Source organism: Vibrio sp. 99K-1 (genome assembly GCF_013114585.1).
GTDB lineage: Bacteria > Pseudomonadota > Gammaproteobacteria > Enterobacterales > Vibrionaceae > Vibrio > Vibrio chagasii_B.
Genome location: NZ_VTXF01000022.1, coordinates 1 through 19,881, shown reverse-complemented (window position 1 = coordinate 19,881; position 19,881 = coordinate 1). Strand labels below are relative to the sequence as shown.

Genomic DNA, 19,881 nt, shown 5'->3' with positions numbered 1-19,881 from the left:
GAATCAGTAAAATGAAAACACAAAAAGTCGGAACCTTGGTTTCGGCTTTTTTATAGTTGTATTTACCGCAAGTGAACCTGTTTGCTTATTATAAAGTGAATAGGTGGGTAAGCTTTGCGGTTGTGAGGAACAAAATGATAGCAATATTACGTATTTTCGCATTGGCGATATTTGCGATTCTTATGTTTGTATTCGGCTGTGGCTATTGTCTACTTAGCCCACGTAACCCAAAGCACGTATTTACCTTTGGTCGTTACTTCGGTCGTATGTCGAAAGTGTTTGGTATCAAGCTAGAGCTGCGTATCCCTGAAGATGCTTACTCTCGTGGTCAACATGTTTATGTTGCGAACCATCAGAATAACTGGGACCTGTTCACGGTATCATCGGCTGTGACGCCTAAAGTGGTAACTGTTGGTAAGAAAAGTCTAGCGTGGATGCCTCTGTTTGGTCAGCTTTACTGGTTGACGGGTAATATTCTAATCGACCGTGCAAACCGCAGCAAAGCGGTTGGTACGATTGATCAAGTGGTCGATAATCTGAAAGGCAGCGATGTTTCGGTATGGATGTTCCCTGAAGGAACGCGTTCAAGAGGCCGTGGTCTGTTGCCATTTAAAACTGGCGCTTTCCATGCGGCAATTGGCGCAGGCTTACCTATTATACCTATCGTATGTAGCTCTACAGGTGGCGTTAAGCTAAACCGTTGGAACAATGGTCATGTGATTGTGGAAATGCTAGCCCCAATTAATACCGAAGGTTACGACAAGTCGAATGTTCGTGAATTAGCAAACCTAACTCGTGAACAGATGGCGGCTAAGTTGGAAGAGCTAGACAAAGAAGTGGTTGAGCTTAATAAGAAGTAGCTTAAACGCAGAAAACAAATAATAAAAAAGGTTGCCCAGTTGGCAACCTTTTTTGTATCTAATCAGTGCTTAGCTCTGCATTAAGCCACTGACTAAATAGAGTGGAACCTATTTGCGAACTGCAATAGCTTCGATCTCGATACCAACATCTTTTGGTAGACGAGCTACTTCAACACATGAACGTGCAGGGTAGTTTGCAACGCCGTGCTCATCAAAGAATTTACCGTAAACTTCGTTTACTGTGCCGAAGTCGTTTAGGTCTTTAACGAATACAGTTAGCTTAACGATGTCTTTTACAGTCAGGCCAGAAGCTTCTACAACCGCTTTCACGTTGTCTAGAGATTGGCGTGCTTGCTCTGCGATATCAGCAGATACTTCACCAGTTGCTGGGTTTACTGGGATTTGACCAGAAGTCAGTACCATGTTGCCAAGGTCAACGCCTTGTACGTATGGGCCGATTGCAGCTGGAGCCGATTCTGTGTGAAGTACTTTAGTCATTGGTTTATTCCATCAGTTATTAGATAAAAATCGTTTTTCAGTGTGCCTACAAACCGTGGCTAGGTAAAGCGCAAAATACCCCGCACGGGCGAGGTATTTCATAGTTTTTACATTAATCACGTGCTACGCGAAGCTTATCTTTCTGTCACGATCTCGCGAGAGAAGACTTTTTCGCAGTACTTACATTTCAGGCGAATATCTTCATTCTTCTCAAAGATCTTAAAGCTGCTCTCAACCGGCTCGTTGTGAGTAATGCAGTTGGTGTTTGGACACTCAAACACATCGTTGATTTGCTCAGGTAGTTCAAGCGCTAGCTTCTTAACCACTTCGTAATCTTCGATTTGGTTTACCGTTGCGTGAGGTGCGTACAGTGCTAACTTGTTTGCTTGCTCTTCGGTGATAAACACATTCTCAATTTTAAGTAAGTCTTTACCGCCAAGTGCTGAAGAAGGCAGGTTTAAACCAATAGTGACACGCTGATGAGAGTTGTGCATATCAAACAGTTTTAGCACCTTGATCCCGATGTTTGCTGGGATGTGGTCGATAACGGTACCGTTCTTGATTGCTTCAACTTTTAATTGAGTCTCTTTAGACATGATATCTCTCCTCTACAGCGTTTCGTTAAGAACAAGGGCTAGTAATGCTTCACGCGCGTAAACACCATTTTCAGCTTGCTGGAAGTAGTAAGCGTAAGGTGTTTTATCGACATCGACAGTGATTTCATCAACGCGAGGAAGCGGGTGCAGTACCTTCAAGTTATCACGTGCATTTTCTAATAGAGCAGCCGTTAGGATGTAGGCTGACTTGATGTGTGCGTATTCCGACTCATCAAAGCGTTCTTTCTGTACGCGAGTCATGTATAGAACATCCAGCTCAGGAATCACATCTTCCATGTCGGTCAGGAGTTGGTATTTGATGCCAGCTTCGTCAAGCTCTTCACAGATGTAATCAGGCATAGCCAATGCTTCTGGCGCTACAAAGTAGAAACAGATGTTATCGAACTTAGCCAGTGCTTGAGTCAGAGAGTGAACCGTACGGCCGTATTTAAGGTCACCAACGAACGCGACATTAAGGTTGTCTAGGCGGCCTTGTGTCTCAGCGATAGAGAATAGATCAAGCAGGGTTTGTGTTGGGTGTTGGTTAGCACCATCACCAGCGTTGATTACTGGTACACCGTTAGAGAACTCAGACGCTAGGCGCGCTGCACCTTCTTGAGGGTGACGCATTACGTACGCATCAACGTATGAAGAGATAACCTGTACTGAGTCTGCTAGCGTTTCGCCTTTTTTCGCCAGTGAGGTGTTACCGCCGCTGTCGAAACCAATCACATCACCACCGATGCGTTGAATCGCAGTTTCAAAAGAGAGACGAGTTCGCGTTGAAGGTTCGAAGAAGCAGCTAGCCACAACTTTGTTCTTGATAAGTTCTGGGTTTGGTTCTGCTTTAAGCTGACCAGCCGTTTGAACAATTAATTCTAGCTCTTCACGAGAAAGCTCTGGAATTGAGATGATGTGCTTTTGATAGAGCGAATTCGCCATGATCTTCTTCCCCACAATAATGTATTGGCCACAAAAAAGCCCCCCATAATGGGAGGCTTTAAAAAAGTGCTGAAAAGCAGAATAGACCGCCTGGCAAGCATGCTAGCTTACGAGCAATATTAGGTGTTTTCACAATTTTATTATGTGTGATCACAATATTGGTTGGCGTCATTTTCACTACTCTCAGACAAATTGCCGAGAATTATACGCTTTCAATTTGTGAGCGCAAGCGATTACATCAAGCTTTTGTTTACTTTCACTATTCTCAATTAACCGAGTGTTGCGACCATGACAGCTTTGATGGTGTGCATGCGATTCTCCGCTTCATCAAACACGATAGAGTAGTCAGATTCAAACACTTCATCCGTCACTTCCAAACCGTTCATGCCATATTTGTCAGCCACCTGCTGACCGATGACGGTCTCATTATTGTGGAAAGCGGGTAAGCAGTGCATGAATTTCACTTGAGGGTTGCCCGTTAGCTTAATCACATCCATATTCACTTGATATGGTTTCATCACTGCCACACGTTCGTCCCAAGCTTCTGGCGCTTCGCCCATCGATACCCAAACATCGGTGTAGAGGTAGTCACAGCCTTTTACGCCTTCAGCAACGTCTTCAGTCAGCGTGATTCTAGCGCCGGTACCTTGCGCGATAGCTTGGCACTCTTCGACAAGCTGCTCTTCTGGCCAGAAAGCTTTTGGCGCGACAAGGCGAATATCCATGCCCATCTTGGCAGCCCCTACTAATAGAGAGTTACCCATATTGTTACGAGCATCACCTAGGTAAGCAAAGCTGATTTGATGTAGCTGTTTACCGCGACCATGTTCGATCATTGTAAGGAAGTCAGCCAAGATCTGAGTTGGATGGAATTCATCGGTTAGGCCGTTCCAAACTGGCACACCAGCGTATGCGCCAAGATCTTCGACAATGCTTTGACCAAAACCACGGTATTCAATGCCGTCGTACATACGACCTAATACACGAGCCGTATCTTTCATTGATTCTTTCTGACCAATCTGAGAACCAGAGGGGCCTAAATAAGAGACTTGAGCACCTTGATCAAAGGCCGCTACCTCAAAAGCACATCGAGTTCGAGTTGATGCTTTTTCAAAGATCAAAGCGATGTTTTTACCGTTAAGCTTTTTCTGCTCTGTACCTGCATACTTAGCCTTTTTCAGGTCAGCAGACAGATCGAGTAAAAACTGAATCTCTTTAGGAGTAAAGTCGAGAAGTTTTAGAAAGTTACGATTGCGAAGATTAAAGGCCATCTCTCGCTCCTTGTGTATATAGAATCAATGAATAACTCAGTTAAACATAAAAATGCTATATTTGTGAATATTTATTTTATTTATTTGACAAAAAAGGCCAGTACGATGGTACTGGCCTAGATAAGTTATTGTGCTTGCTCTATTGAACTATCAGCTTAGATGCCGTCTCTTTCGATAGGACAGCTCATACAACGAGCACCACCACGACCACGACCTAACTCGTTGCCTGGAATTGTCAGAACTTCGATACCTGCTTTGTCGTACTTCTCGTTGGTGTAAACATTGCGTTCATAGCCGATAACAGTACCCGGTTTCACTGTCAGTACGTTGTTAGCGTCATTCCACTGCTCGCGTTCAGCTTCATAGTTGTCACCGCCAGTTGTGATTATCTTCAGCTGATCAAGGCCTAGGGCCCCTTCAATTGCTGACAGGTAGTTTTCCGCTTTCTCTACACGCATCTCACCATTTTCTTTTGGTGTTAGGCGCCAAGTATCTAGATCTTTGCGAACAATCTCTGGGTAGACTGAGAAAGTGTCGATATCCATGTGGGTCATCACCGTATCAAGGTGCATACAAGAGCGGTGTTTTGGTAAATCGATAGCAATCACTTCGGTTGCTTGACCCGAACGGAACAAACTCGCCGCTAGGTTTTCGACACCTTGTGGTTTAGTACGCTCAGAGATACCAACCAGTACCGCGCCTTTACCGATAACCAGTACGTCACCGCCTTCAATATTGGCGTTGTCGTAGTGCAGATCTTCATCACCGAAGTACTTGATGAAGTCTTGCCCGGCAAACACAGGGTGCCAGCGGTAGATAGCACGCAAGTGGTTTGTTTCGCGTTGACGAGCTGGTTTCATCATTGGGTTCAGCGATACACCGCCATAAACCCAGCACGAGGTATCACGCGTAAATAGGTGGTTCGGCAGTGGTTCGATAACGAAATCAAGTGGGCGATGCATTTTAGGTAGCATCGACGATGATTTGATTGGAAGCTCAGAATAAGCCAAGCCACCGAGTAAGATAGTTGCTAGATGCTCATTATCCATTTGAGCAAGATAGCTTCTTAAGTCACGGGCAAAAGTCGGCCCATAACGGAAATCTGAGATTTGAGTATTCAGCAGCCACTCGCGAGCCTGAGGTACGGCAAGCGTTTCGACAAGCAAGTCGTGTAGCAGTAGTACTTCTACGTCTTGACTACGCAGTGTCTCTGCAAAAGCATCATGTTCTTCACCAGCAGCTTCAACAGCAAGCACATCATCAAATAGAAGATCATGGCAGTTTGAAGGGGTGAGGTGGGTGAGTGCTCTTTCAGGTCTATTTAGGAGAACTCGTCTTAATTGACCGACTTCGGAGCCAACGTACAGCTTACTCATTTTGCATCCTTACTATTAATCCAGCGTCTATTTATGACAAGCTTGGCCGTAATATGCAAGTTTTGGCGGTTGCGTAAATACAAAGTATTTTTTGAATTTACGGTATTAAAAACCGGATTAATTTGAATTTTCGGGGTTAAGTACTAATTGAGCGTGTATCTCATGGAACAACTGTTTTGAGGATCTATGCTTGATTTAGTGTGTGCGAGAAATCTATTTTGCTTATTATTCGTGACTTTTTATTCACTATTATTCACTTTTTGATAGCAAGCTGGGATTTTATGCACCTTGAAACGGGTTGAACGTATGCATCTGTGGTGACTAAGCACGCAATTTCTATTCAAATACGTTTGAAGCGACAATAAAGATGAAATGCTAAAACAGACGTCAGTTAATAAAATGTTGAAAATTTGTTTCTGTGATTTTGATTTCACTTTTGAATTGATATTGACCCCGCTATCTAGCGATAAACTTGCCTTTCTAAGCCTGATCTGGGTGGCTTTTCTGGACGATCCGTGCCATATTTCGTGGCAATCAAATTTGATCTTTTCATAGTCAACACTCTGGAGCAGACACATGTCTCACGAAGATGAATATCTATCAGTAGCGGAATTAATTGAATTTCAAAAGGAAGAGACTCGCGACATCATTGCAGCACTAATTGAAGATGGTAGCGATCCTGAAGCTCTATACGATATCGAGCATCACCTATTTGCTGAAGATTTCGAAGTGCTTGAGAAAGCCGTTGTTGAAGCATTCAAAATGGGCTTTGAAGTGCTTGAAGCTGAAGAGACAGAAGACGAAGATGGCAACAAGCTACTTTGCTGTGATGCAACCATGCAGTCCGCTCTAGATGCTGAAGCGATCGATGCGCAAGTTGAGAAGCTTGTGAACCTTGCAGAGAAATTCGACATTATCTACGACGGCTGGGGCACTTACTACGAAGGTGAAGATGCTATCTACCCTGACGAAGATGATGAAGGCGAAGAGTAATTTCTTCCCAGCTTGAAAGAATGCCAGCCTAGAGCTGGCATTTTTTTATCCTCAGAAAAATAAATGTCTTTAAATGCATTCATTCATTATAATGCGGTCAAAATTGATCTGGCTCAAGGAATGATATGCGGTTACTTCTCGATGGTCTTTGGCAAATTTCGCCACTGACGGATCTCTCTATCCCACAAGATGACATTACCTTTCCTGCTGCATTAAGCTCAAAGCTCCCTGATAGCTTAAGTGAAGATGAAATCGCAGAGCAAGAGTGGCACCTGATGCATGACATCGAAGTTGATGATGCTATGTTGGCGTGTCCATTCGTTGAGTTGGTCGTAGCGGGTGTCGATTACTTTGCTGAAGTGCGACTTAATGGCGTCGCCGTGTTTGATTGCGATGGTAGCCAAGCTGAATATCGCAAAGATATCCGCCCTTATATGCAGTCTGGTCGAAACCGTTTTGAGATCCTGTTCCTTGAAGAAGAGGAGAGCCTGTTACTCGAGGAAGATATGGATGAGTCTTTATCTTCACAGGCTATCACTAAATCTGATTCACGCATCGGGATTTGGCAAGCGCCGTACCTGCAGTTCGTTCGAAACGTCAAACTAGAACAAGTCGTCACAGAGCAGATCTGGCACCACGGTGGTGGCTGTGAGTTTAAAGTGGATGTGATTTATCAGACGTTAAAAGCAGGTTTGGTATCTGCATCAATTAAGTTCAATGGCATGACACTCGTGATGCCAATAGACGTGCGAGCTGAGCATACCGGCGTTGTGTTTCAAGTGGAGGCTCCTATGGTATTTAACCTTGAGAAGCCTAACCCTAAGCACTTATACCAGTTAGAAGTTGAACTCGATGGGCAAAAAGAGAGCTCTTTTGTTGCCTTAAATCCAGCATCTTGCGTGAGTAACTTTTTACGTTAAAAGCTAGCAACTAGCGTCTGATACTTATAACGCTTTGGCCATGACAACTTCACAAGCATCATGGCCTGTTTCTCCCCAAGCTGAATCAAGGTGTTCAAACTCCAGTTTTTCATAGAGTTTTACTGCAGCACCCAAGCATTCCGTTGTTTCCAAGTACATGTGCTGGTAACCAAGTTGCTTAGCCAGTGTTAGGCTTTGAGCTACGATGCGCTTTGCCAAACCTTGCCCTCGGGTTTGTGGTAGGAAGTACATTTTCTGTAGCTCACACACATCTGCTCGGCCTGCTAATGGTGCAAAACCACCACCACCTACTACTTCACCTTGATATTCGATCACCCAATACATTGCGTTCTCTTTGTTATAGACAGAGTACATGTCATCAAGGGTAGGATCAGCCACGCCATAGCCTTTATCTTCGGTTAGTCCATGCTCCGCTGAAACCTTGCGAATCACTTCGGCTAACTGCGGGTTATCTGATTGAGTGAGTGGGCGAAGTATGAACTCCTCAGCTTGGCAGACCTTCGCTAACCCTTTTAAGTAAGTTTCCAGTCCAACTTTCAGCTGTTCTTGCTCATCCTCATTGAGAGTCAGCAGCATGTCTTCGAAAAAGGTGTTTTGTTGCACGTCTAATTGACTCAACATGTTTTGCCCAAGAGACGTCAGTGTCACCAATTGGCTGCGTTTGTCTTTTGGATTTTCGATAGTCTCTACCAACTCAAGTTTGCTGAGGCCAGCCACCGTTCGACTGGCATTAGATTTATCGACATTGAGCTGTTGTGCTAATTGATTGATGGTTAAAGGTTGGAGTTGGATCTCTCCTAATGCATGAGCTTGGACAGGAGTGAGCGTAACCTCGCCACATTGTTTATCAAGCATACCCAGTAAGCGCACGGCTTGGCGGGAGTATTGTCTTAGTTTTCGAGCATCCATAATTTTTACCTTTAAATAAAGTTGCGCACCGCAATTAAATTAATTGCGGTATGCAACTTTGTCAATGGTAAATTCTCTTAATTAAGCATGTTGGTGCAAACAGAACTGAGGTTGGGTTGTTTGGCTTTCTGCTTTTCGTAGCCACACTTTCTCGTGGAAGTAGTAAGCAACTGTATTTAAAGTTGGCTCAAGCAAAGCCATCACGCCGCCGATGAAGGCATCACCAGTCAACAAGTAGACGACGGTAAAGGCAACACTAAAGTGAATGGTCGCAAAACTTGCTGTTTTTAACTTTGTCATCCACTGACGAGTTTTAAGCGCTGGAACTTGAGCCCACGCCTTTTCATGAAAATAGAAGGCAACCGTATTCACAGAAGGCTCAATCATAGCGATTAAGCTACCAATTAAGATGTCGCCTGTTAGTACGTAAGCGACACTGAATGCGATAGTAAAATGTAATGCAGCAAAGGTTAGTGTCTTTTTCATGATAATTACTCAGTCGTTGTGTTGTTTCGATAGGTCCATTATTGAGAATCATTATCATTAAATCTAATGGGTAGTTAAGATTGTTTTGATAGGCAAAAGCTATCAATTAACTTGAGTGAGTCTGATCGAACTGGACTGGAGCTTGGGGTATAAAAAAAGGCTGACCATTAAGGCCAACCTTTTTATCTAGAGCGAGAGGGTCGAAACCTCCTCGTTCATTCAGTTTTAAAGTGCAGCGATGGTCGCTTTTTGCTCTTCAAGCTTAACAAGAGTCTCTTGGTAGCCTTCGAGCTTCTCACGCTCTTTCGCGATAACCGCTTCTGGTGCTTTAGCAACGAAACCTTCGTTACCTAGCTTGCCTTCGATACGCTTGATTTCGCCGTGAGTTTTCTGCACTTCTTTATCAAGGCGAGCAAGTTCTGCGTCCTTGTCGATCAGACCGGCCATTGGGATCATCAGCTCAGATTGACCCACTAGCTTAGTCGCACATGCTGGAGTCTCAGCATCTTGAGCAAGAACAGTTAGGCTATCTAGCTTAGCAAGAGAGTTCAGAACAACCTTGTTTGCTTCGATACGCGCAGCGTCTTTCTCACTAGCAACTTTGATCATTACTTCTAGGCCTTTGCTAGGTGCAATGTCGTATTCCGCACGTAGGTTACGGATAGCAGTGATGAAAGTCTTAACCCATTCGATATCTTCTACGATCTCAGCGTTGAAGTTCTCTTCGTTAAACTGAGGAAGCGCTTGAGTCATGATAGTGTCGCCTTCAACACCATCTACTAGCGGCTTAACGCTCTGCCAGATAGATTCAGTGATGTAAGGAAGTACTGGGTGAGCAAGACGCAGTGTTTTCTCTAAAACAGTGATCAGCATGTAGCGAGTTGCTTGTTGCTGAGCTTCAGTGCCTTTCCATAGAACCGGTTTAGTTAGCTCTAGGTACCAGTCACAGAATTGGTTCCAGATGAATTCGTAAAGCGTGTTTGCTGCCATGTCTAGACGGTAGTTGTCTAGGTGAGCATTAAACTCTTTCGCTGCTAGTTCAAACTGAGATTCAATCCACTTATCCGCTAGAGAGAATTCCATGTTTGCACGGTCTTCAGCTGATAGTGACATGCCACAATCGTGCTCTTCTGTATTCATCAGTACGTAACGGCTTGCGTTCCATAGCTTGTTACAGAAGTTACGGTAACCTTCAAGACGCTTCATGTCCCAGTTGATGTCACGGCCAGTTGAAGCCATAGCAGCAAGAGTGAAACGCAGTGCATCAGTACCGTATGGTTCGATACCGTTCTCGAAAGTCTTACGCGTGTTCTTCTCGATCTTCTTCGCTAGCTGAGGCTGCATCATGTTGCCACAACGCTTCTCTACTAGAGACTCAAGGTCGATACCATCGATCATGTCGATAGGGTCAAGTACGTTACCCTTAGACTTAGACATCTTGTCGCCGTTTTCGTCACGGATTAGACCCGTTACGTAAACTGTCTTGAATGGTACTTGTGCTTTACCATTTTCGTCTTTGTTGAAGTGCATGGTCATCATGATCATACGCGCAACCCAGAAGAAGATGATGTCGAAGCCAGTTACTAGAACGTCTGAAGGGTGGAATGTCTTCAGGTCTTCAGTTTGCTCTGGCCAGCCTTGAGTACCGAATGTCCATAGTGCAGAAGAGAACCATGTATCTAGTACGTCGTCGTCTTGGCGAAGAACAACTACTGGTGCAAGGTTGTTGTTTGCACGTACTTCTTCTTCAGTACGGCCTACGTATACGTTGCCGTCGTTGTCGTACCATGCTGGGATACGGTGACCCCACCAAAGCTGACGAGAGATACACCAGTCTTGAATGTCACGCATCCAAGAGAAGTACATGTTTTCGTACTGCTTAGGAACGAACTGGATATCACCATCTTCAACCGCTTTAACAGCAGGTTCAGCAAGAGGTGCAGCACGTACGTACCATTGGTCAGTTAGCATTGGTTCGATAACCACGCCACCACGGTCGCCGTAAGGAACCGTTAGGTCGTGATCTTTGATCTCGTCAAGAAGACCAAGTTCTTCGAATTCAGCAACGATCGCTTTACGAGCAGCAAAACGCTCCATGCCGTGGTACTTAGCAGGCAGTTCTGTAGAGTAAACATCGCTAGCTTCACCATTAGTAGTGAATACTTCAGCCGCATCACGGATGTCTGCGTTGAAAGTTAGGATGTTGATCATTGGTAGGTTGTTACGCTTACCAACTTCGTAATCGTTAAAGTCGTGAGCAGGGGTGATCTTCACACAACCTGTGCCTTTTTCCATATCTGCGTGCTCATCGCCTACGATAGGGATAAGGCGGTTTACGATAGGAAGTAGGATTTCTTTACCGATAAGATCTTTGTAACGTGGATCTTCTGGGTTTACAGCAACACCAGTATCGCCAAGCATTGTTTCTGGACGAGTTGTCGCAACAACAATGTAGTCTTTGCCTTCAGCTGTCTTTACGCCGTTTGCTAGCGGGTAGCGGAAGTGCCACATGTGGCCTTTTTTGTCTTTGTTTTCAACTTCAAGATCAGAAATTGCTGTGTGCAGTTTTGGATCCCAGTTTACTAGACGCTTACCACGGTAGATTAGGTCATCTTCGTATAGGCGAACAAACACTTCTTGAACAGCGTTAGATAGGCCATCATCCATAGTGAAACGCTCACGGTCCCAGTCTACCGATGCGCCTAGACGACGAAGTTGCTTAGTGATTGTGCCACCAGATTCGTTTTTCCATTCCCAGATCTTGTCGATGAAAGCATCACGGCCGTAATCGTGCTTAGTTTTGCCTTCTTCTGCCGCGATCTTACGCTCAACAACCATTTGAGTTGCGATACCAGCGTGGTCAGTACCTACTTGCCAAAGCGTGTTCTTGCCTTTCATACGCTCAGCACGGATTAGAGTATCCATGATAGTGTCTTGGAACGCGTGACCCATGTGTAGGCTACCAGTGACGTTCGGTGGCGGGATCATGATGCTGTAAGCTTCTTTTGATGTGTCACCGTGTGGCTTAAAGTAGCCTTTCTCTTCCCAAGTCTGATACAGAGCTTGTTCGATTGATGTTGGGTTGTATGTCTTTTCCATAGTGCTCTTAAACGGATACTGTGAATGGTTAATCGTGGTCAAACTTCATAAGTGAAGCTTCTTGAATCTAAATTCAAAGATAGCTTTATCTATGAGGTTTGACTATGGATGTTGAATCTCGATAGTCTGTAGCTGATATCCAGCCTGACGGTAAATTTTATACCTTTCTCGAGCGAGTTGCTTAGCTTTTTCTTCGCAAGGGACGAAGTCTATCACCTGAGCAAAGGCGTTCGCAAAGGTTGTATGATTATCGGCCAGATTAATTACTAGCTGACGATTCCAATTATGCTTTACACCTTGGTAACCAATCTCAATATTGGTTGAATACTTCGGGCCTTCGCCAACCAAGTTATGCGCAATAAATTCACTGGGATCGACTTGCCAGAAAACTTCTGCGATACGCTCGGCATGGGTTTTGTCATTACAGTTGAGATAAAGTTTAGCGCCTTGTTTTGCAAAGTGCTGAGCAAGAAACAGCACATAGTTAGCGAAACCTTCTTCACTCGCTTGCGGGCTGTCTGATGACACTATGTAAAACGTAGCGGTCTGCATACTTAATACTCGAACTGTAAATCGTGGCTATTTATCTTACTTGGTCAATAGACTCTCACAAATAGCGCTTATTAAAAAAGGGCCCGTAGGCCCTTCTTATTATTTTGAAGATTGCTCTTCAGTCTCTTGGCCGCTGCGGTTCAATAAGAATTGGACTAGCATTGAGACAGGACGACCTGTCGAGCCTTTTGCTGCGCCAGATTTCCAAGCTGTACCTGCGATATCTAGGTGAGCCCAGTGGTATTTCTTAGTGAACTTAGACAAGAAACAACCTGCAGTGATAGTACCGCCTGGGCGGCCGCCGATGTTTGCCATATCAGCAAATGGGCTGTTTAGCTGCTCATGGTACTCGTCTGCCATTGGTAGACGCCATGCACGGTCACTTGCTTGCTCAGAAGCGTTGACTAGCTCGTGAGACAGAGGATTGTGGTTCGATAGAACGCCACTGATGTGGTGACCCAGAGCAATAACACACGCGCCAGTTAGTGTTGCAACGTCAACCACGCAATCTGGTTCAAAACGCTCAACGTAAGTTAGCGCATCACAAAGAACCAAGCGACCTTCAGCATCAGTGTTTAGGACTTCAACTGTTTGGCCTGACATCGTCGTTAGGATGTCACCTGGGCGGTAAGCGTTGCTACCTGGCATGTTTTCACAACCAGCAAGAATACCGACAACATTGATAGGCAGGTTCAATTTAGCTAGCGCTTTCATTGTACCGAATACAGACGCAGCACCACACATGTCGTACTTCATCTCATCCATACCTTCACCTGGCTTAAGTGAGATACCGCCTGAATCGAACGTTAGGCCTTTACCAACAAGTACAATCGGTTTTGCATCAGAATCTGGTGCGCCTTTGTACTCCATGATAGACATCATAGATTCGTTCTTTGAACCACGACCCACCGCTAGGTAAGAGGTCATGCCCAGTTTTTCCATCTCTTCTTCACCGATGATCTTAGTCGTTACGGTTTCGAAGTCGTCAGCTAGGCGACGAGCTTGAGAGGCAAGGTAAGCTGGGTTAGCGATGTTTGGTGGCATGTTGCCAAGGTCTTTAGATGCTTTTACACCTGAAGCAATAGCAAGACCGTGAGCAATCGCTTTTTCACCTAGGCTCAGTTCACGACGTGTTGGTACGTTGAATACCAATTTACGTAGTGGGCGACGAGTCTCTGGCTTGTTGCTCTTGAATTGGTCAAATGTGTAAAGACCATCTTTAGTCGCTTCTACCGCTTGACGAACTTTCCAGTAAGTGTCGCGGCCTTTAACGTGCAGTTCTGTTAGGAAACATACGGCTTCCATAGAACCTGTTTCGTTTAGTGTGCTGATGGTTTTCTGAATAATTTCTTTGTATTGACGCTCGCCTAGCTCACGCTCTTTACCACAGCCTACAAGTAGAACACGTTCTGAAAGTACACCAGGTACTTGATGCAGTAGTAGCATCTGGCCAGGTTTACCCTCTAGATCACCGCGACGAAGCAGTGAACTAATATAGCCATCGCTAATCTTATCTAATTGCTCGGCTACTGGAGAAAGGCGGCGCGGTTCGAATACACCGACAACGATACATGCGCTGCGTTGTTTCTCTGGGCTGCCACTTTTTACACTGAACTCCATGCGTACTCCTACATCCTGAAGACAAATCGAACTAAATGTTAGATAATGGGTTCTTACTTGTTGGATCCTATAATGGAACTAACCTTAAAGAAGAACGCTAACACTTAGCTAAAAATTTAAAAAAATAAAAGGTTCAACGGGAAATTATAGTGATTCAATCAAAAAAACAAGTTTTGTATAGGTAATTTGAGCGTGATTATTGTTAGATATTTGATCCGCGAGACAATCAAGAGCCAATTTGCGATCTTTTTTGTTCTCTTTCTCGTGTTTCTCAGCCAAAAATTCATCAGTGTGTTAGCGGACGCCTCTGATGGTGCTATCCCTGCGAGTCTAATCTTGTCGATCGTTAGTCTAAATATGCCAGCGATGGGCTTATTGATGCTTCCGCTCAGTATCTATATTGGTATTTTGCTCACTTTTGGTCGTCTTTACGCTGAAAGTGAAATAGTGGTCATGAACGCGACCGGTATAGGTAACAAATTCCTGATTCAATCGGCACTCTACTTAGCTTTGATTACTGCGTCGGTTGCCGCTTTTAACTCATTCTGGTTATCTCCTTGGTCGCAAGACAAGGTTGAACAGATGTATGAGGAAGTGGCAGCAGAGAACAGTGTTGATTTGCTACCAAAGGGTAAATTTGAAGGAACGCCAGATGGTTCGTCTGTGGTGTTCATCGATGATATTGATGGGAATAAGCTAGAAAACGTGTTCGTTGCTCAAATGCGTCCGCGTGATTCTGTGCTTCCAAGTGTAATGTACTCGAAGTCGGGCGATGTAAAAGAGCTCAGCGATGGCCGCCAAGTCATCGTGATGTACGATGGTACTCGTCATGAAGGTGTTCCAACTCGTCTTGACTATATGGTGACACACTTCGAAGAGTATGAAGGCTTGATTGGTCAGCGAGAAGTTGAGAAGAAAGGTCGTGACTGGGAAGCGATTCCGACACTTGACCTTGTTGGTAACCCAAACAATAGCGCAAAAGCTGAATTGCAATGGCGTATTTCATTGGTACTCTGTATTCCGTTGTTGACCATGCTTGTTGTGCCACTCTCGGCGGTAAACCCAAGGCAGGGACGTTTCGCTAAGATTGGTCCTGCGATTTTGATTTATCTGACCTACTTCTTGGCAATCAGTGCAACCAAATCAGCAATAGAAGAGGGCAGTATCCCTGCAGTAGTCGGCATGTGGCCAATCAATGCATTGTTGTTAATTGTCGCGATTGGTGCAAACTTTATGGATAGCGTGCCAGTAAGGCGTTTGAAAGAAAAATTCAAGAATAAGAGGTTGGCTTAAGCCGTGTTTAAGATTCTCGATTTATATATAGGCAGAACAATCATCGCAACCACGTCACTTGTACTGGTGACGTTTGTTGGCCTTTCAGGGATCATCAAGTATGTAGAGCAGCTGAGAAAAGTTGGTCGTGGTACCTACGATCTGCTTCAAGCTCTGTACTTTGTTTTGTTAAGTATCCCACGTGATATCGAAATGTTTTTCCCAATGGCAGCTTTACTTGGTGCATTGATCGGATTGGGTATGCTTGCGGCGAGCTCTGAGTTGGTAGTAATGCAGGCGGCGGGTTTCTCTAAACTTGATATCGGTTTCTCGGTACTTAAGACAGCGATTCCATTAATGATAGTGGTGACGCTATTAGGGCAATGGGGCGCGCCTCAAGCGCAAAAGATGGCTCGTGACTTAAGAACCATATCGATTGCAGGGGGGAATATCATCTCCACGCAAAGCGGTGTTTGGGCTCGTGATGCCAATGATTTCATCTTTATTGTCAAAATCGACGATGACAAGCTATATGGCATGAACATGTGGCGCTTTGATGAAAATAAGGCTCTGAAAACCGCTATCTATTCTAAAGAAGTGGATTACGTTGGAGACAACGTTTGGACGATGAAAGATGTTGTTGTTACTTCTTTTGAAAATGAACTGCAGATAACGAAAGAGAATTTGCCAACATACACTTGGAAAACATCACTTGCACCAGACAAGCTTGCGATCGTGACAGTGAAACCAGAAGAGCTGTCATTGAGTGGTTTGTATGATTACGTATCTTATCTGAAAGCTTCAGAACAAGATGCTGCGCGTTACGAGTTGGCGTTGTGGAGAAAGATAACCCAGCCAATCTCTATCGCGGTGATGATGTTGATGGCGCTGTCATTTATCTTTGGTCCACTGCGTAGTGTGACCATGGGGGCAAGGATCCTATCTGGTGTTATCGCAGGCTTTACCTTCTATATATCAAGTGAGTTCTTTGGCCCTGTGAGTTTGGTGTATCAGATACCGCCGGCCTTTGGTGCGTTAGCCCCAAGTGTCGTATTCCTCGGAATAGCCGTGATGCTCTTGAGGCGGAAACTATAAATAAAAAAGGAAGGCATAACGCCTTCCTTTTTTTATCTTGATTGAAGCTGTTTAGAAGCACTATCGCGCTTGAGGTAACACAACCACTTCGGTCTTCGCCCAGATATCGTGAAAGCCACGCTTTTGAGGATCTAAGGGAACGCATAGGTTGGCTAAACCAAAACCAGAGGTTCCTAAGCGAATAAGAGCTTGAGTGACAGTAATCGCAGAACCATCTTTGTTCTGAACGCGGAGTTTCCACGCTCTCATTCCCAGAGTTTGACCCGCTCGAGTCCAGAAGAACACAAAGAAGTAAACCCAAACCGCTACTAGATAAAATGTGTAAACCGGGCTCCAGATAGGGTGGTTGGTTAGGAAGTCACTGACATCGGCATAACCACTGTGGTCAAAAATGCCAAGAGCCATAAGCGCATGCAGTAAAGCGATAATGACGCCAGCTGCCATCATTTCAATAGCGATCACGATAAGAGCGTCATAGAACAAAGCACCGAATCGGCGCATCATTCCAGCTGGTGGCAGTGTGTTGGTAGATGTCATGGTGTTATTACTTCTTCTAAAATTTAGGCGTCAGAATATAGTTTAAGGCAGAGCGTGAAAAGAGACATGACGCACAGCTTATGACTTAGTGGCGAAATTATCGGCAAACACACGTGAATTCAAGTTTTTATGCTTGCCACATCAGCTTGCTTACGTATAATGCCAAACATCGACAGGGCAATGCCCACGATAATGCCGGTATGGTGAAATTGGTATACACGACGGATTCAAAAATTCCTAAGTTACTGATTTATAAAGAATTTTTATGAAAAGCCTCGATTTTTATCGGGGCTTTTCTATATTCAGAATATGTGAAAATACAACCTCCATCACACTTCAAAATAACCCTTCTTAATTTCTTTTATTTTTCTTCTACTGACAACTTCCTGTCCAACTTCAACATAGAGCAACAAAACCTGAACCTAAGCTTTACTGGCCACTGCGGTTAAAGCAGTAAACCGAAAAGCGTTACTGCGTTTCCAATTTGGAATATCTTCAAAGCTTGATGGTTAGATGCTCAAGACAGCAAAACCGAAAAGGTACTGTCACGCTACTGTCGTATGGTAAAAGGACAGTTGAGAATAGTTCCCTGATAGGTGAAGTGCAGTTAAGGTAACTCGACTACTTATACAATGTAACTTATGTTCAACTAGCTAGGAGGTTTCCAGTATTGTGGGTGCTGATCATCATTAGTTCGAGATTTCTCCAAGAATACTTTGAAAATCTCTTCAGATAAGATCTGTTTTTGCGCTGGAGTACATTTTAAATATTGTTCAAAGAGATACATTACCTGATCATCATCCAATTCCATTCTGTAGGTTTGCCTCCTCTAACAAAACATAATTTATTATTCATTCACAATAGGTTAGTACAAAATCTAACTTTCGTCATTCAATGACGTTTAACATCTAAGGATATGTATTCATTATTCAATTAGGTATGTTAGCTATCAAAAATAGCCCTCAAACCCTATTAAGTGATCTTAGCTTCGGTTTTAGATGCTTTCATACCGCTTTACAACCAAAAAATAGCTAATTAAGAACGTTGGTTTTTTGAATGAACCAGTTATGAGGACAAAACTAGCCACAAGTCTCTATCTAATAACTCCCACTCCTGTGCAACTTGAAAACATAAAGGAAAGCTGAGGAGTCCCATGTTAGTTGGAGAGCTGCCTAACTTAAATTGTACCGGATGGTAATGCCTTCAAGTGGTTTAGCACGTTTCTGGACAGAAACGCGTTAGTGTTTAAGTTTTAACGCACTCGATATAGATTGGGATAAGGATCTTGAAGCATTAAACGTTTGTTAAATTACAAATCTGACGAGTCTACTTTCTCACCGAGTAGCTCTCTAAAATCAACTTCAAGCTCACTTAGTGTTTCTGATAAATCACCATGAATACGCTTGAATTTTGAGGAAAAATTGTGATTATAACTGTGGGACTCTAGCTCACCTATAGTTCGTTCAACTTCAGTACAGAATCGACTAATTTTAACTGCAGTTGAAAACTTTATGAATATTCTTCTTTTAGGAAAGAAGTCATTGACAGCTCTAAGTGCATTTTTTGCTGCCTGCAAATTATTATCTAAACTATCCTCGGATTGAAAGGCTAAGTCTGCTACTGAATTAAATGCATCACGCAATAGCATATAAGTTTCCGAAATAACTTCAGCTCTCTTTTCATGTAGTTTGGCAAACTTGATTTGATGCTCATAAGATAACCTATTTAGCTCATTTCGATAGCGTTCCAAATCATGAGCATAACCAGACTTTTCTTTTTCTAATATTCGGTTAGCCCACGTTTTTGCTAGAAAAGAACTACAGGCAAAGATTATAACTGAGGCACCACCAACAGCAGTTATACCTGCTGTAATGATTTTAAAAACATCATCCCAACTCAAATTCATACCTCTTGTAATTTAACGCCCGCTTAAGTAGTGAGCAACACCATACATAAGCCTCTGCATTCCATCGTAAACACTTTACGCGACGCATAGTAAAAGCGCCACGTGTTGCGAATGATCTTCACCCGATAAAATGGACACCCTATCTTCATTAACCCGTCATGACTTCATATTCATGCGGGCTTCGATATCCAAGACTTGAGTGCAGTCTATAACGGTTATAAAAATGCTGGATATAACCGACAAGTTTATCTCTAAGCTGCTTCTCACTTTTAAAGCTATTTTTCCTAATCATGTCGCCTTTGAGCGTATGGAAGAACGACTCCACCTCTGCATTATCAGTACAATGACCTGGGCGATTCATGCTTGGGACAATTCCATTTTTTGATAGTAAAGCTTGAACTTCATGGGCTCGATATTCAGAGCCTCTGTCAGTATGAAATAACAGGCGCTCTTGTGGCTTTCGATTTCTAATGGCCATTCTCAGCGAACTCATCGTTAGTTGTGTACTCTTCTTACTACCAAGCGACCAACCGACGACTTTACGCGAGTAAAGATCAATAACGACCGCTAGATACATCCAACGTTTGCCTTGCCTGATATACGTTAGGTCTCCAGACCACTGTTGATTAACTGCCGTTGGTTTTGGTGTGTCTTTTTTAATATTCTTAATCGATTGATAGAACCGATGTAGCTTGGCCATTTTCATGTAAATGCGATAACTTCGTGCTCTTAGCCCTTGCTCTCTCATGATCCGAGCCACACGCTTTCGGCTAACCAAAACTCCTTGGCGCCTCAGTTCTGCATGAACTCGTGGGCTACCGTAGGTCTCTCGACTCTGGGTAAACACTTTAATTATACGCTTCTTCAAAGCCTGCTCTTCTTGATCGTAGCGGCTTGGTTCTCTATCAAGCCATGCGTAGTAACCCGA

At 43.9% G+C, this 19,881-nt stretch carries 18 protein-coding genes; 5 read left to right on the top strand and 13 right to left on the bottom strand.

Features of this window, described 5'->3' with window-relative positions; all coding sequences use genetic code 11:
• The first annotated feature begins 134 nt into the window (after nt 1–134).
• Nucleotides 135–860: a 1-acylglycerol-3-phosphate O-acyltransferase gene (locus tag F0228_RS17305; RefSeq protein ID WP_171731130.1), complete on the top strand. Its 726-nt coding sequence runs from the start codon at nt 135–137 to the stop codon at nt 858–860.
• Between the two features lie 108 nt (nt 861–968).
• On the opposite strand, the gene F0228_RS17300 is transcribed toward F0228_RS17305, so the two are convergent.
• The 5 genes from F0228_RS17300 to arcA all read right to left on the bottom strand — a co-directional run bounded on the left by F0228_RS17300 (nt 969) and on the right by arcA (nt 5,543).
• On the bottom strand, nt 969–1,358 hold the full coding sequence (locus F0228_RS17300) for a RidA family protein (RefSeq protein ID WP_004738682.1): 390 nt from the start codon (nt 1,356–1,358) through the stop codon (nt 969–971).
• Nucleotides 1,359–1,492: 134 nt separating this feature from the next.
• Complete coding sequence (gene pyrI / locus F0228_RS17295) at nt 1,493–1,954, bottom strand: aspartate carbamoyltransferase regulatory subunit (protein ID WP_004738681.1); 462 nt, start codon at nt 1,952–1,954, stop codon at nt 1,493–1,495.
• Nucleotides 1,955–1,966: 12 nt separating this feature from the next.
• On the bottom strand, nt 1,967–2,896 hold the full coding sequence (pyrB, locus tag F0228_RS17290) for an aspartate carbamoyltransferase (RefSeq protein ID WP_004738679.1): 930 nt from the start codon (nt 2,894–2,896) through the stop codon (nt 1,967–1,969).
• Nucleotides 2,897–3,165: 269 nt separating this feature from the next.
• A complete protein-coding gene (locus tag F0228_RS17285) occupies nt 3,166–4,167 on the bottom strand; it encodes an ornithine carbamoyltransferase (RefSeq protein ID WP_171762534.1) in 1,002 nt (333 codons plus the stop codon).
• Nucleotides 4,168–4,322: 155 nt separating this feature from the next.
• On the bottom strand, nt 4,323–5,543 hold the full coding sequence (arcA, locus tag F0228_RS17280; RefSeq protein WP_017632293.1) for an arginine deiminase: 1,221 nt from the start codon (nt 5,541–5,543) through the stop codon (nt 4,323–4,325).
• A gap of 576 nt (nt 5,544–6,119) precedes the next feature.
• Between arcA and rraB the strand changes: the two genes are divergently transcribed.
• Both rraB and F0228_RS17270 read left to right on the top strand, forming a co-directional pair.
• Nucleotides 6,120–6,536: a ribonuclease E inhibitor RraB gene (rraB, locus tag F0228_RS17275; RefSeq protein WP_017633027.1), complete on the top strand. Its 417-nt coding sequence runs from the start codon at nt 6,120–6,122 to the stop codon at nt 6,534–6,536.
• Between the two features lie 125 nt (nt 6,537–6,661).
• Nucleotides 6,662–7,456 carry a hypothetical protein gene (locus F0228_RS17270; RefSeq protein WP_171762533.1) on the top strand — a complete coding sequence of 265 codons (795 nt, stop codon included), beginning with the start codon at nt 6,662–6,664 and terminating at the stop codon, nt 7,454–7,456.
• A gap of 24 nt (nt 7,457–7,480) precedes the next feature.
• Here F0228_RS17270 and F0228_RS17265 read toward each other — a convergent pair whose 3' ends face one another.
• The 5 genes from F0228_RS17265 to pepA all read right to left on the bottom strand — a co-directional run bounded on the left by F0228_RS17265 (nt 7,481) and on the right by pepA (nt 14,143).
• On the bottom strand, nt 7,481–8,386 hold the full coding sequence (locus F0228_RS17265; protein ID WP_171762532.1) for a bifunctional helix-turn-helix transcriptional regulator/GNAT family N-acetyltransferase: 906 nt from the start codon (nt 8,384–8,386) through the stop codon (nt 7,481–7,483).
• Between the two features lie 81 nt (nt 8,387–8,467).
• The gene (locus tag F0228_RS17260) at nt 8,468–8,872 is read right to left on the bottom strand and encodes a DUF2061 domain-containing protein (RefSeq protein ID WP_171762531.1); all 405 of its coding nucleotides are present in this window, start codon (nt 8,870–8,872) and stop codon (nt 8,468–8,470) included.
• Nucleotides 8,873–9,097: 225 nt separating this feature from the next.
• Nucleotides 9,098–11,971, bottom strand: coding sequence for a valine--tRNA ligase (locus tag F0228_RS17255; RefSeq protein ID WP_171762530.1), 2,874 nt, complete (start codon nt 11,969–11,971; stop codon nt 9,098–9,100).
• Between the two features lie 102 nt (nt 11,972–12,073).
• Entirely contained in the window at nt 12,074–12,523 is a 450-nt protein-coding gene (locus F0228_RS17250) for a DNA polymerase III subunit chi (protein ID WP_171731152.1), read from the bottom strand.
• Nucleotides 12,524–12,622: 99 nt separating this feature from the next.
• Entirely contained in the window at nt 12,623–14,143 is a 1,521-nt protein-coding gene (gene pepA, locus F0228_RS17245) for a leucyl aminopeptidase (protein ID WP_004738667.1), read from the bottom strand.
• A 192-nt stretch (nt 14,144–14,335) separates the two neighbouring features.
• Between pepA and lptF the strand changes: the two genes are divergently transcribed.
• Both lptF and lptG read left to right on the top strand, forming a co-directional pair.
• A complete protein-coding gene (gene lptF / locus F0228_RS17240) occupies nt 14,336–15,436 on the top strand; it encodes an LPS export ABC transporter permease LptF (RefSeq protein ID WP_032498526.1) in 1,101 nt (366 codons plus the stop codon).
• A gap of 3 nt (nt 15,437–15,439) precedes the next feature.
• On the top strand, nt 15,440–16,510 hold the full coding sequence (gene lptG, locus F0228_RS17235) for an LPS export ABC transporter permease LptG (protein ID WP_061033892.1): 1,071 nt from the start codon (nt 15,440–15,442) through the stop codon (nt 16,508–16,510).
• 60 nt (nt 16,511–16,570) lie between these two features.
• Here the strand turns inward: lptG and F0228_RS17230 are convergent, their stop codons facing one another.
• From F0228_RS17230 to F0228_RS17220, 3 genes are all read right to left on the bottom strand, one after another.
• Nucleotides 16,571–17,047 carry an RDD family protein gene (locus tag F0228_RS17230; protein WP_004738663.1) on the bottom strand — a complete coding sequence of 159 codons (477 nt, stop codon included), beginning with the start codon at nt 17,045–17,047 and terminating at the stop codon, nt 16,571–16,573.
• 1,309 nt (nt 17,048–18,356) lie between these two features.
• A complete protein-coding gene (locus F0228_RS17225) occupies nt 18,357–18,947 on the bottom strand; it encodes a hypothetical protein (protein ID WP_171762529.1) in 591 nt (196 codons plus the stop codon).
• A 154-nt stretch (nt 18,948–19,101) separates the two neighbouring features.
• A partial coding sequence (locus F0228_RS17220; RefSeq protein ID WP_171762528.1) for an IS3 family transposase occupies nt 19,102–19,881 on the bottom strand: 780 nt, incomplete at its 5' end.

Coding starts and splice junctions, on each gene's coding strand:
- F0228_RS17305 (WP_171731130.1), top strand. CDS start 135: ATGATAGCAATATTACGTATTTTCGCATTGGCGATATTTGCGATTCTT.
- F0228_RS17300 (WP_004738682.1), bottom strand. CDS start 1,358: ATGACTAAAGTACTTCACACAGAATCGGCTCCAGCTGCAATCGGCCCA.
- pyrI (WP_004738681.1), bottom strand. CDS start 1,954: ATGTCTAAAGAGACTCAATTAAAAGTTGAAGCAATCAAGAACGGTACC.
- pyrB (WP_004738679.1), bottom strand. CDS start 2,896: ATGGCGAATTCGCTCTATCAAAAGCACATCATCTCAATTCCAGAGCTT.
- F0228_RS17285 (WP_171762534.1), bottom strand. CDS start 4,167: ATGGCCTTTAATCTTCGCAATCGTAACTTTCTAAAACTTCTCGACTTT.
- arcA (WP_017632293.1), bottom strand. CDS start 5,543: ATGAGTAAGCTGTACGTTGGCTCCGAAGTCGGTCAATTAAGACGAGTT.
- rraB (WP_017633027.1), top strand. CDS start 6,120: ATGTCTCACGAAGATGAATATCTATCAGTAGCGGAATTAATTGAATTT.
- F0228_RS17270 (WP_171762533.1), top strand. CDS start 6,662: ATGCGGTTACTTCTCGATGGTCTTTGGCAAATTTCGCCACTGACGGAT.
- F0228_RS17265 (WP_171762532.1), bottom strand. CDS start 8,386: ATGGATGCTCGAAAACTAAGACAATACTCCCGCCAAGCCGTGCGCTTA.
- F0228_RS17260 (WP_171762531.1), bottom strand. CDS start 8,872: ATGAAAAAGACACTAACCTTTGCTGCATTACATTTTACTATCGCATTC.
- F0228_RS17255 (WP_171762530.1), bottom strand. CDS start 11,971: ATGGAAAAGACATACAACCCAACATCAATCGAACAAGCTCTGTATCAG.
- F0228_RS17250 (WP_171731152.1), bottom strand. CDS start 12,523: ATGCAGACCGCTACGTTTTACATAGTGTCATCAGACAGCCCGCAAGCG.
- pepA (WP_004738667.1), bottom strand. CDS start 14,143: ATGGAGTTCAGTGTAAAAAGTGGCAGCCCAGAGAAACAACGCAGCGCA.
- F0228_RS17230 (WP_004738663.1), bottom strand. CDS start 17,047: ATGACATCTACCAACACACTGCCACCAGCTGGAATGATGCGCCGATTC.